We start from the raw sequence: 11102 nt of genomic DNA, 5'->3' as shown, positions 1-11102 counted from the left end.
ACGGTGCGCGCATCTTTGACCACTGCGTCGGCGATCGCAGGGTCTCCGACGACAACCGTGTCAGCAGGGCGCGCAAGTTTCAGAATTCGCGCCTGATTCATCACCACGTGGATACCGTTATCAGCATACGCTGCCGGAACCGCCGGCAGGATGGCGGCCACGGCAATTGTGGCTGCCAATCCAAAAGAACGGATGACATAGCTTCTGCTGCAAACCATGGAAGAGCCCTTCGAAAGAATCGCGTGATCAACCATGGCTTGGATTGGTGAAGGAAGGCTTAAATCGGCGAACTTATTGTTAAGTATAATATCTGAAGCGAGCACCGTGCTTCGTTGCCAATGGAATGATAGAAATTGTCACAAATTCTAATAGCGTTCTTTACCTTTTCGATACCTCTATTTTGGATCGTGCCTGATTTACTATTTCGTAACGCTGTTTCTTAAGCCGAACGAAATTTGCCGCCACTAGCGTTCCTGCCAGACACAGCGGGACAAGCGAGGAATTTGGCATGAAACGCACTGTAAATGCGATCCTCGACGTCTTCGCCGGCTTCATGCACAACAGGGCAGGCGCGACCGCAATCGAATATACGCTGATTGCCTCGCTTATCAGTCTCACAATCATTGTTGGCGTCGGAATGCTCGGCACGTCCGTGAAGTCGTTGTTCGATGGTGTCGCAGACAAGGTAACGGAAGTGTCGAAACGATAATCATGATCGAAGCCGCCATACTCATTATCTTCCCATTTGCCATGGCCTTTGCAGGGGTTTCGGACTTGCTGTCCATGACCATCCAGAACCGGGTTTCACTCATACTCATCGTATCCTTCGCCATCCTCGCGCCGCTGACGGGTATGCCGTGGGATCTCTACGGCATGCATTTTGTCGCGGGAGCAGCGGTGCTTGGCGTTACATTTGCGCTGTTTGCGCTGGGGACAATGGGCGGCGGTGACGCGAAGCTCATGTCCGCCACGGCCATATGGCTGGGGTGGAATCTCGGTTTGGCAGAGTATTTGTTGACGATGTCGCTGCTCGGCGGTCTGTTGACAGTTGCGATCCTCACCTATCGCAACTCACATTCCGCGGTCGTCTTTACCAACCATTTTGAGTTCATGCAGCGACTCGCGAGAAAAGACGAAGGCGTACCCTATGGCATCGCCCTCGGACTTGCTGGCCTGCTGACCTTCCCGGCATCGCCGATGTGCCAGTGGGTCGTGGACCGTCTGGCTCACCTTTAAGATTGCATGACCCCGCCGCCGGGTGCGTTCTTGGCCCGTCAGGAGGAAAGTCCGAGCGCTGCCCGAAGTTCCGCCTTTGCGGGTTCGTATTCTGCCTTGAAATCATCATGTTTCATGATGATGGCGGCAATGACGCTCCCGGAAATCCTGCCCATCTCAACATCCGAACGCAAATGAATGCCGCCAACGATGCGATTATTGCCGTACTCCCAGGCGCGAGCCATGATCTCTGCCTTCTTCTCGGGCACCATATCTGACAACACGATGCCCATTAATGTGCCCACAGTTGTGTGCCCGGACGGCCAAGCACCAGAGTTGGACATTTTTACCGCCGGCTTGACCAGATCACTCAACTGATGCGGGCGGGGCCGTTTGAAGACATCCTTGGCCGGATCAACCACCGCACCCTCTGTCTCCACGATCCTGTCGAAGAAGGCTGCAAGTTTCGGCAATTTCTCCTTGGTAAAGTTTGGTCCCATCACATCGGCAAAACGCCAGACATTTTCTTCTGCGTCGGCCTGTGCGCGTGCAACCATCTCAGGGGTGCGTGTCACCTGCAAAGTCAGGACTTCACCGATTTCCGCCTTCGTCTGGGCGGAGTCATTGGGCGGTGGAGGCGGTAAGATGGTCACTAGATCAATTTCCTTGGCATCGGCGAAGGGCTTGATCTCGTCAGCATAGCTGGCGGTAAGACCCGTCAAAGCAATTGCCGCGAGCAGGCTAATAAAAGTGCGCATGGAGTAACCCTCATTGGGATGATCTTTGGCGATCGATCCTGATCCGCTACGATGTCACGCTTGTGACAAGACGCGATTGTGAGGGGCAGCGAATGTGAATTTGTCAGAGAGAAATTGAAATAGGTAAAAAGTCTAATGATTAAGGCGCGTTAATCATACTTTTAAGCAATGCGTTAACCTTAATTACACGATTAACAAGTCAATGTGCAACCGTGGGTAATCTTAGACGAAAGTCTATTGGGGTGCATTGATGCAAAAAGCACGGCTTGTCATTTTGACCGTTGCGGTCGCTGCCGCGGGCGCTGCTGGCTATATCGCCACGCATATGAAGCCGGACGTGACCGTTGTCGCTGCCCCTCAGGAACCGCAGATCAAGTTGCAGGATATCCTGGTCGCCACCGAAAACCTCGGCGTTGGCGCTGAAGTTCAGGGTCAGATGCGCTGGCAGCCCTGGCCCGTTGATGCGCTGGCTGATGGTTACATCAAGCGTTCAGACCGGCCAAACGCAGAAGAAGAGTTGAAGGGTTCGACGGTTCGCCTGCAGATTTTCCCGGGTGAGCCGATCCGCGAGGCAAAACTTATTGGCAAAGGCCAGAGCTTCATGTCGGCGCAACTGCCGGCCGGAATGCGGGCAGTGGCGACGCAGATTGCCGCCGATACCGCAGCGGGCGGTTTCATCCTGCCTGACGATTTCGTCGACGTCATCATGATCCGCGAGATGGAGCAGGGGACGCCGAAGCGATATGCGACCGAAACCATCCTTCGCAACATCCGGGTGCTGGCGATCGACCAGACAATCCAGGAAGACGAGACGGGGCAAAAAACCAAGGTCGGGTCTACCGCAACGCTAGAGCTTACCCCGGAACAGGCCGAGATCCTGGCAGTGGCGCAGCAGATGGCGAGCCGCATGACGCTCGTCTTGCGCTCCTTGCAGGATGCGCAGGAGGTAACAGGGCCCGGCGCCGAATATCTTGTCAATTCGCCCGGCCGGGCCGGCAATGTCAAACTGATCAAATCGGGTGAAGTCACCGAAATTTTGGGGCGCAAATAAATGGGGTTCGGGTCGTTGGTCATGAGGGACATTTGCGGTCAACGCTTATCCCGTTCCTGGAAGGCTGCTGCGGTCGTCCTTGGCTGCGGTCTTGCAGCTTTGCCGGTGCAAAGCACGGCTATTGCCGAAAGCAATGTCGTCAAGCTCAATCAGGGGCAGGGCGCTGGTAAGCGGATCAATCTCGGATTGAACAAGTCGCTCGTTGTCGACCTCCCCGCCGACGCTTACGACATCCTCGTTGCCAATCCCACCGTTGCCGATGCCGTCACGCGTACAGCGCGCCGTATCTATCTGTTCGGCAAGCAGGTCGGGCAAACCAATATCTTTGTCTTCGGACCGAAGGGCGAACAGCTTGCAAGCTTCGATCTCGTGATCGAGCGCGACGTTGCAGGGCTCGAAGGCAGCTTGAAGAAATACATTCCGGATTCGGACATCAAAGTCGAACTCATGAACGACAACGTGATCCTGACGGGGACGGTTCAGACGCCACTCGATGCCAAGCGGGCAAGCGATCTTGCAACATTGCTGGTCACGGGCGGTGAAGCGACCACAGGACAATATGCGCTGACGGCGTCTGGGCAGGGCGGCAGCAATGGTGGTGGCGGCTCGGATGTCGCCATCAGCGATCCGGACGAAGTGCGCCAGAAGAGCAAGATCGTCAACCTGATCCAGATCATCGGCGAGGATCAGGTCACGCTCAAGGTCACCGTGGCGGAAGTCAGCCGCTCAGTGATGAAGCAGCTGGGTGTTAATCTGATCGCGCAGGGTACCTCCGATGGCATCAGCTATCAGGCTGTCTCCCAGAATCTGGCGTCACTTGTCGGTGCCGGTCTTTCCGGTTCTGGAGCTACTCTTGCTGGCAAGATTGGCAGTACAAGCATTGCTTCCTACTTGAACGCAATGGAGCTCGCGGGGGTCATGAAAACGCTTGCCGAGCCGACGCTGACGGCTGTTTCAGGCGAAAAGGCCACATTCAGGGTAGGCGGCGAATACAATCTAATCGATGGACAGAATGTAGAAGAGCGAAAAGACGGCACAGAACGGAGTGTACTGACTCACAAGGTCATCGAATACGGTATCGGCCTCGAATTTTTGCCAGTAGTGTTGTCGCCGGGACGCATCAGCTTGAGAGTGCGCACCTCTGTATCGGAGCCGACATTGGAATCACCTGTGGAGGTGAGTGCAGGTATCGACAAACCGTCCACCAGTATCATTTCTCTACGCAAACGGCTTGCTGACACGAATGTCGAGTTGCCTTCCGGCGGTTCAATGATGATCGCCGGTCTCATACGGGATGAGACCCGCCAGGCGCTCTCCGGATTTCCAGGTTTGTCGAAGATTCCGGTCCTCGGTACATTGTTCCGCAGCCGCGAGTTCGTCCGCAACGAGAGTGAACTCGTCATCATCATCACGCCATATCTTGTTCGTCCGGTTGCCCGCACGGCGCTCGCCCGTCCTGACGACAATCTCAACCCGGCCAGTGATGCCGCTGGCATCTTCCTCGGCAAGGTCAATCGCGTCTACGGCACAAACGAAGCAAGCCTGCCGGCGGGGCGCTACGAAGGCACAATTGGCTACATATACAAATGAGCAAGGAACCGGTCATGTCAGAAAGAAATATATCCATCCGCATGAAGCCGGTCCTCGCCCTGCTGGCAGTTGCCCTGCTTGCCGGTTGCGCTCAGCGCGAAATGACGGGCAGCATCCCCGACGACTATCGGACCAATCATCCGATCGTCATTTCGGAAAAGGAACAGGTTTCCGATATCCCGGTGGGCCATGCGGACAATAAATTGTCCATCACCCAGCGCAGCATCGTGCAGAACGCGATTGCCAATTATCACGCCAACGGTTCCGGTGTTATTCACATATTGCTGCCGGCCGGCTCGCCAAACGAACATGCGGCTGCGCGGTTGCGCGGTGACATCGTGGCCGTCCTTCGCAAGGGCGGTGTGAAGCAATTCAATATCTCCAGCGAACGCTATCAGGCCGGTGCCGATGAATCGGCTCCCATACGTTTGTCCTATTCGGCGATGGCGGCATCGACCGGTCCCTGTGGTCAGTGGCCGAAGGATTTGCTCGATACGGCGGACAATAGGCACTACGCCAATTTCGGCTGTGCCAGCCAGAATAATCTGGCTGCTCAGGTGGCCAATCCGGCCGACTTGCTCGGACCGAGGGCACAGACGACGATTGATGCGGAACGGCGCGGCATTGTCATTGACGACTACAGAGGTGTCCCGGCAGAGACCCCGCACCCGCTGGGGGCGCAGGAAGTCGAATACTAAAACGGTGACCGACAACTTTCTCCGAAAAAGCGGAAAGCTAAAATGAGTCAATTGGCCTTTGAACCAGAATATCAGTCCGGGGACGGCGGCGAGCGAGCCGCCGGGGTGGGCCTACATGCCTATCGGCCAGTTCCTCGCATCTCGATCCAGGCATTCTGCGAGACTGACACGGTCGCCAAGCAGCTCACTCGGGCCAGCGAAGACCGCCGCATGGCCAAGACCCATACCCAGGTCCATATGGGCGGCGTGGGGCGTGCGGTTGAGCTCTTTCAGACCGTGCCAACACCCAATCTCATTCTGCTCGAAACATCCGCTGCGCCGCGCGACATGCTGCAAAGCCTTGCCGCCCTGTCCGAGGTATGTGATCCGAGCACGAAGGTCGTCATCATTGGCCATTTCAATGACGTCTGGCTCTATCGAGAGCTGATCCGTAACGGTATCTCCGAATATATGGTCGCCCCGATCGACTTGCCGGAGATCATTGGCGTAATCGCTGGCCTGTTCGTGGATCCCGAGGCAAAGCCACTCGGCAATTCCATCGCATTTATCGGTGCAAAAGGGGGTGTCGGAGCGTCCACCATTGCCCATAACGTCGCCTGGGCGATCTCCTCCCTCTTCAAGAGTGAGGTGGTCATTGCCGATATGGACCTTCCTTACGGCACCGCAAACATCAATTTCGACCAGGATCCGGCGCAGGGAATTGCGGAAGCCGTCTTTTCTCCCGAGCGCATCGACGATGTCTATCTGGACCGGCTGCTCGCGCAATGCGCCGAGAACCTGTCACTTCTCGCAGCGCCGTCGACGCTCGATCGGGTCTTCGATTTCCGCGACGATTCCTTTGCTCACCTGATTGACGTTGCGCAGCGAACTGTCCCTCATGTCATTCTCGACGTGCCGCATTCATGGAATGGCTGGACTCGCACGACATTGGCCAGAGCCGATGAGGTGGTGATTGTGGCATCGCCGGAACTGGCAAATCTTCGCAATACCAAGAACCTGCTTGATACGCTGAAACAACTGCGCCCGAATGATGCCCCGCCACGGCTCGTTCTCAACCAGGTCGGTGTACCAAAGCGTCCGGAAATAGCGCCGCTCGATTTTTGCAGTCCGCTCGGAATCCTGCCGACAGCGACGATACCCTTTGAGCCGGCGCTGTTCGGCAACGCAGCAAACAACGGCCGGATGCTGGCGGAAACGGATGCTGCCAATCCGATCGTGCAGACCGTCAACGAGATGGCGCATGTTCTGACCGGCCGGGTAACGCTTAAGGCCAGGAAGAAACCGGGGCTCTCGGCTGTGTTGTCCAAGCTGAAGCGCAAGAAATGATGAGGCATCATGTTCGGTAAACGCGGCAATGCCGGTGCAAATCAGCAAACCCAGGAATTCCGGGCGGTAACGCTCGAGGCCGCGTTGCCGTTGGGAACAACGGCAGCTGAGTCGGCGCGGTTGCCGCGGGATATTCTTGAGCCAAAGCGCACGCCCGTTGAACCGCCGAAGCCTGCTGCGCCCCTGCGCGAGAAGAACGAAGCCTATTACGACACCAAATCCCAGGTCTTTACCGCCCTGATCGATACGATCGATCTGGCGCAGCTCTCAAAGCTCGATCCCGAAGTCGCCCGTGAGGAAATTCGCGATATCGTCAACGACATCATCGCGATCAAAAACTTCGCCATGTCGATCTCCGAGCAGGAGGAATTGCTCGACGATATCTGCAACGACGTTCTTGGCTACGGTCCGCTCGAGCCGCTGCTGGCTCGTGATGACATTGCGGACATCATGGTCAATGGCGCCCGCAAGACCTATATCGAAGTGCTCGGCAAGGTTCAGGAATCGGGTGTCCGTTTCCGTGACAACCAGCAGCTCTTGAACATTTGCCAGCGCATCGTTAGCCAGGTTGGGCGCCGGGTTGATGAATCGAGCCCTATCTGCGATGCGCGTCTGCCGGATGGCTCTCGTGTCAATGTCATCGCGCCGCCCCTTGCCATTGACGGACCGGTCCTGACCATTCGCAAGTTCAAGAAGGACAAGCTGACCCTTGACCAGCTCGTCCGGTTTGGCGCGATTTCTCCGGCGGGTGCGGAACTGCTGCAGATCATTGGCCGCGTTCGCTGCAATATCGTCATTTCCGGCGGTACGGGTTCCGGCAAGACGACGCTGCTCAACTGCCTGACGAATTATATCGACAAGGATGAACGCATAATCACCTGCGAGGACTCGGCCGAGTTGCAGCTGCAGCAGCCGCATGTGGTGCGTCTCGAAACAAGGCCGGCAAACCTGGAAGGTGAAGGCGAGATCACCATGCGTGATCTCGTCAAGAACTGCCTGCGCATGCGGCCTGAACGGATTATCGTCGGCGAAGTACGCGGACCGGAGGTTTTCGATCTGCTTTCGGCGATGAACACCGGTCACGACGGCTCCATGGGCACCATTCACTCCAACAGTCCGAGGGAATGCCTCAGCCGTATCGAATCGATGATTGCCATGGGTGGTTTCGCGCTGCCGCAAAAAACGGTCCGCGAAATCATCGTCGGTTCGGTCGATATCATCATCCAGGCAGCCCGCCTTCGCGACGGCTCGCGGCGCATAACCCATATCTCCGAGGTGGTCGGTATGGAAGGCGATGTAATCATCACGCAGGACCTGGTCGTCTACCAGATCACTGGCGAGGATGCCAATGGCCGGCTTATCGGCCAGCATGTCTCGACGGGGATCAGCCGCCCCCATTTCTGGGAAAGAGCGCGTTATTTCAATGAAGACAGGCGTCTTGCCAACGCACTCGATTCAATGGAAGTGGCAAAGGGATGACCGGAGGACGCTATCATGTTCGGGCTTGACCCTGTGCAGCTCGCATTTGTTGGCCTGGTTGCTTTGACTTTTGCTGCGCTCGCCTATGTTTTCTTCTTTGAATCGATTGCATGGGAAAAGAAATCAGAAGAACGCCTGAAGACTGTCAAGCTGGCGGCAACCGACAGTCTTGGCAAATTCGCTGTAAGAGACAAACAGGCCGAGGCAGCCAAACGCCGCAAGTCTGTCCAGGAGACGCTAAAGGATATCGAGCAGCGCCAGAAACTGCGTGACAAGAACATCAAGTCACCGCCCCTGAAGATGCTGCTGATGCAGGCGGGAATGAAGGTGCCTGTCCCGCGCTTCTACATATATTCGGTCGTCACTGGTGTCATCGTCACCATACTGGGCCTGATTCTGGGATCGCCGCTGTATCTGGCACCCGGATTGCTTCTGGCCGGCGCCTTCGGCCTGCCGCGCTGGTTCGTTTATTTCCGCCGCGCCCGCCGCATCAAGGCCTTCCTCAACGAGTTTCCGAATTCCATCGATGTTATCGTGCGGGCGCTCCGATCCGGCCTGCCTCTCAATGACGGGATAAGGCTTATCGCTCTGGAAGCGCAGGAGCCGGTCCGGAGCGAATTTCGCCGGATGGTCGATGCGCAGCAAGTCGGCATCAGCATTCCTGAATCTTCAATGCGGATGTCGGAATATATGCCATGTCCCGAAGCAAGCTTCTTCGGCATCGTCATCCAGATCCAGTCGCAGGCGGGCGGCAATCTTTCCGAAGCACTCGGCAATCTTTCACGCGTGCTGCGCGATCGAAAGAAAATGGCGGCCAAGGTTCAAGCTCTTTCCATGGAGGCCAAAGCCTCGGCCTATATCATCGGGGCGCTGCCGTTCATCGTTGCAACATTGGTTTACCTGACGAGCCCTCAATACATCATGATCCTTTTCACGACCGATACGGGCCATGTCATCCTGGGCTGCGCTGGCACCTGGATGTCGATTGGCATCCTGATCATGAAAAAGATGATCAACTTCAAGTTTTGATCGGAAGAAGCGGTATGATTACCACCATCGCCAAAGCCATGCATGATCCGGCTTTCATCTTTGCGGTCCTCGTCGGAATTTCGATCTTTGCAACCCTCATGACTTTCCTGATGCCGATGCTGTCAGGATCCAGTCTGAAATCACGGATGAAATCGGTTGCGCTAGAGCGGGATCAGATCAGGACGCGCGAGCGCGCCCGCATGGCGACCGAAAGTGACAGCCGCCGCAAGAACGCCGGCGGTTCGTTACGCATGACGGAACGGCGGGGTGTTCGCCAGTTCGTCGAGAAGCTGGATCTTCAGCGCGCACTCGCCGACGAAAAGACGATCACATCCCTGCGTACGGCTGGGTTTCGCGGCCAGAATGCGCTGAACATCTTTCTGGTGGCACGGTTCGGGTTGCCCTTCGTCACGCTCACTTTGACAAGCTTCTGGATTTTCGGCATGGGCGGGCTTGCAGAGAAATCGACCATGATCCGTTTGGCCGCCTGCTTCGCCGGGGCCTATGTCGGTTTCTATCTGCCTAATCTTTATGTCCGCAATTGCGCGAGCAAACGCCAGCAATCGATCAAGCTGGCGTGGCCGGATGCGCTGGACCTTATGTTGATCTGTGTTGAATCTGGCATGTCGATCGAAGCAGCCTTCAAGAAAGTTTCGGAGGAGATCGGCGTTCAATCGGCCGAGCTGGCCGAGGAACTTGTCCTGACCAACGCGGAATTGTCATTCCTGCCGGAGCGGCGCCAGGCCTATGAAAACCTTGCAAGTCGTATAGGACTTGAGACGGTCAAGTCCGTGGTGCAGGCGTTGACGCAGTCCGAACGTTACGGAACGTCGATTGGCAGCGCACTGCGTGTACTTTCGGATGAAAGCCGTGAGGCGCGTTTGATGGAGGCCGAAAAAAAGGCCGCTGCACTGCCTCCAAAACTGACGGTGCCGATGATCGTTTTTCTCCTGCCCGTCCTGTTTTCGGTTATTCTCGGTCCAGCCTTCATCCAGATAGCGTCGCAGGGAGGAATCTTCGGGCAAGCAACGGCCAAGCGACAATGAAACGCCCGCTTACAAAAAAGAAGGCCGCTGGGGAGCGGCCTTCTTGTTTTCAGACGGGCCGTTCAGCCCTTGGGTTTGTTCCTGTCCTTGAGCATGTTCCATGAGTTCTGTTGGGCCAGCATTGACCGAAGGTACTTGACATTGGCCTGAGCCTGCTGCGGCGAGAGTTCCTGTTTTGCGATTGTTTCGGCCTCATCAAATCGGCCCTGAAGTCCCACCACGAGCGCCAGATTTTGCCGGACGCGGCTATCGGAACCCGGGGCGGCGACAGCCTTGCGCATATAGCTTTCAGCCGTGCTCAATTCGCCGGAAAGCACATAGGACATGCCCATATTCGAAAGGATCGATGCCTCATTGGGATCTATTTCAAGCGCCTGGCGGTAGAGATCACGTGCTTCGCCGGTCTTGCCGATCTGGTCGAGAATCGCGCCCTCTGCTGAAAGGAGTTTCCAGTCGGGATATTCCGGAGTTTGGGCACGGCGCAGCGCATCGAGCGCGGCTTCGAATTCGCCGCTGCTGGCAAGTGCCTTGCCGTAGGCTGCAAGAACTTCACGATCCTTTGGATAGGCGATGGCCAGGCTGCGCATGACCGCGAGGGCCTGATCGCTGCGGCCTGTCATGCGCAATACGGTGGCGAATTTGATCGCCGTTGGCTTGTCCTTGGGGTTGGACTGATACCGCGTGCCGAGACTGGTCGATGCCTGCAGCAGTTGCTGTTCGTTCATCTGGTCGAAATTGCCGGCCGGGAAGGTGTCCTTGGTGCCTGCGGCAGGCGCGATCGAACCAGTTGTGGTCTTGTCGGTGGTGGTGCAGCCCGAAATACCGGCCGCAAGGGCTACAATAGCGATAGAAAAAATGAAGCGGCGATTACGTTGAATAATGCCTGCGCTTGTCATAGTTTGCCCCATCT

Annotated in this window: 12 protein-coding genes; 9 read left to right on the top strand and 3 right to left on the bottom strand. The window is 56.5% G+C overall.

Features of this window, described 5'->3' with window-relative positions:
• The coding region (locus AAAC48_RS12295) for a pilus assembly protein N-terminal domain-containing protein (protein WP_340654445.1) at positions 1 to 218 on the bottom strand (218 nt) is incomplete at its 3' end.
• A gap of 290 nt (positions 219 to 508) precedes the next feature.
• Here AAAC48_RS12295 and AAAC48_RS12290 point away from each other — a divergent pair.
• Together AAAC48_RS12290 and AAAC48_RS12285 are read left to right on the top strand one after the other, a co-directional pair.
• The gene (locus tag AAAC48_RS12290; protein ID WP_340654442.1) at positions 509 to 709 is read left to right on the top strand and encodes a Flp family type IVb pilin; all 201 of its coding nucleotides are present in this window, start codon (positions 509 to 511) and stop codon (positions 707 to 709) included.
• 2 nt (positions 710 to 711) lie between these two features.
• The gene (locus AAAC48_RS12285; protein WP_340654441.1) at positions 712 to 1236 is read left to right on the top strand and encodes a prepilin peptidase; all 525 of its coding nucleotides are present in this window, start codon (positions 712 to 714) and stop codon (positions 1234 to 1236) included.
• Between the two features lie 38 nt (positions 1237 to 1274).
• Here AAAC48_RS12285 and AAAC48_RS12280 read toward each other — a convergent pair whose 3' ends face one another.
• The gene (locus AAAC48_RS12280) at positions 1275 to 1973 is read right to left on the bottom strand and encodes a phosphatase PAP2 family protein (protein WP_340654440.1); all 699 of its coding nucleotides are present in this window, start codon (positions 1971 to 1973) and stop codon (positions 1275 to 1277) included.
• Between the two features lie 250 nt (positions 1974 to 2223).
• On the opposite strand from AAAC48_RS12280, the gene cpaB reads away from it, so the two are divergent.
• The 7 genes from cpaB to AAAC48_RS12245 are packed head-to-tail and all read left to right on the top strand — an operon-like array spanning position 2224 to position 10192.
• Entirely contained in the window at positions 2224 to 3024 is an 801-nt protein-coding gene (cpaB, locus tag AAAC48_RS12275) for a Flp pilus assembly protein CpaB (RefSeq protein WP_340654439.1), read from the top strand.
• A gap of 21 nt (positions 3025 to 3045) precedes the next feature.
• Positions 3046 to 4614 carry a type II and III secretion system protein family protein gene (locus AAAC48_RS12270; protein WP_340654438.1) on the top strand — a complete coding sequence of 523 codons (1569 nt, stop codon included), beginning with the start codon at positions 3046 to 3048 and terminating at the stop codon, positions 4612 to 4614.
• Positions 4615 to 4628: 14 nt separating this feature from the next.
• Complete coding sequence (locus tag AAAC48_RS12265; protein ID WP_340654437.1) at positions 4629 to 5312, top strand: CpaD family pilus assembly lipoprotein; 684 nt, start codon at positions 4629 to 4631, stop codon at positions 5310 to 5312.
• A 42-nt stretch (positions 5313 to 5354) separates the two neighbouring features.
• Complete coding sequence (locus tag AAAC48_RS12260) at positions 5355 to 6638, top strand: CpaE family protein (protein ID WP_340654436.1); 1284 nt, start codon at positions 5355 to 5357, stop codon at positions 6636 to 6638.
• Between the two features lie 9 nt (positions 6639 to 6647).
• On the top strand, positions 6648 to 8117 hold the full coding sequence (locus AAAC48_RS12255) for a CpaF family protein (protein WP_340654435.1): 1470 nt from the start codon (positions 6648 to 6650) through the stop codon (positions 8115 to 8117).
• A 15-nt stretch (positions 8118 to 8132) separates the two neighbouring features.
• Positions 8133 to 9146, top strand: coding sequence for a type II secretion system F family protein (locus AAAC48_RS12250; RefSeq protein WP_340654434.1), 1014 nt, complete (start codon positions 8133 to 8135; stop codon positions 9144 to 9146).
• A 14-nt stretch (positions 9147 to 9160) separates the two neighbouring features.
• Entirely contained in the window at positions 9161 to 10192 is a 1032-nt protein-coding gene (locus AAAC48_RS12245; protein WP_340654433.1) for a type II secretion system F family protein, read from the top strand.
• 62 nt (positions 10193 to 10254) lie between these two features.
• On the opposite strand, the gene AAAC48_RS12240 is transcribed toward AAAC48_RS12245, so the two are convergent.
• Positions 10255 to 11088 carry a tetratricopeptide repeat protein gene (locus AAAC48_RS12240; protein ID WP_340654432.1) on the bottom strand — a complete coding sequence of 278 codons (834 nt, stop codon included), beginning with the start codon at positions 11086 to 11088 and terminating at the stop codon, positions 10255 to 10257.
• Positions 11089 to 11102: the final 14 nt, after the last annotated feature.

The sequence above is a fragment of the Phyllobacterium sp. genome, from assembly GCF_037994405.1.
Classification (GTDB): domain Bacteria; phylum Pseudomonadota; class Alphaproteobacteria; order Rhizobiales; family Rhizobiaceae; genus Phyllobacterium.
The sequence above is the reverse complement of the archived record's forward strand: the minus strand, read 5'-3'. Positions and strand labels throughout refer to the sequence as shown.

Excerpts from the sequence above, each read along its gene's own strand:
- cpaB (WP_340654439.1), top strand. The coding sequence starts at position 2,224 with ATGCAAAAAGCACGGCTTGTCATTTTGACCGTTGCGGTCGCTGCCGCG.
- AAAC48_RS12285 (WP_340654441.1), top strand. The coding sequence starts at position 712 with ATGATCGAAGCCGCCATACTCATTATCTTCCCATTTGCCATGGCCTTT.
- AAAC48_RS12280 (WP_340654440.1), bottom strand. The coding sequence starts at position 1,973 with ATGCGCACTTTTATTAGCCTGCTCGCGGCAATTGCTTTGACGGGTCTT.
- AAAC48_RS12245 (WP_340654433.1), top strand. The coding sequence starts at position 9,161 with ATGATTACCACCATCGCCAAAGCCATGCATGATCCGGCTTTCATCTTT.
- AAAC48_RS12270 (WP_340654438.1), top strand. The coding sequence starts at position 3,046 with ATGAGGGACATTTGCGGTCAACGCTTATCCCGTTCCTGGAAGGCTGCT.
- AAAC48_RS12290 (WP_340654442.1), top strand. The coding sequence starts at position 509 with ATGAAACGCACTGTAAATGCGATCCTCGACGTCTTCGCCGGCTTCATG.
- AAAC48_RS12265 (WP_340654437.1), top strand. The coding sequence starts at position 4,629 with ATGTCAGAAAGAAATATATCCATCCGCATGAAGCCGGTCCTCGCCCTG.
- AAAC48_RS12260 (WP_340654436.1), top strand. The coding sequence starts at position 5,355 with ATGAGTCAATTGGCCTTTGAACCAGAATATCAGTCCGGGGACGGCGGC.
- AAAC48_RS12255 (WP_340654435.1), top strand. The coding sequence starts at position 6,648 with ATGTTCGGTAAACGCGGCAATGCCGGTGCAAATCAGCAAACCCAGGAA.
- AAAC48_RS12240 (WP_340654432.1), bottom strand. The coding sequence starts at position 11,088 with ATGACAAGCGCAGGCATTATTCAACGTAATCGCCGCTTCATTTTTTCT.
- AAAC48_RS12250 (WP_340654434.1), top strand. The coding sequence starts at position 8,133 with ATGTTCGGGCTTGACCCTGTGCAGCTCGCATTTGTTGGCCTGGTTGCT.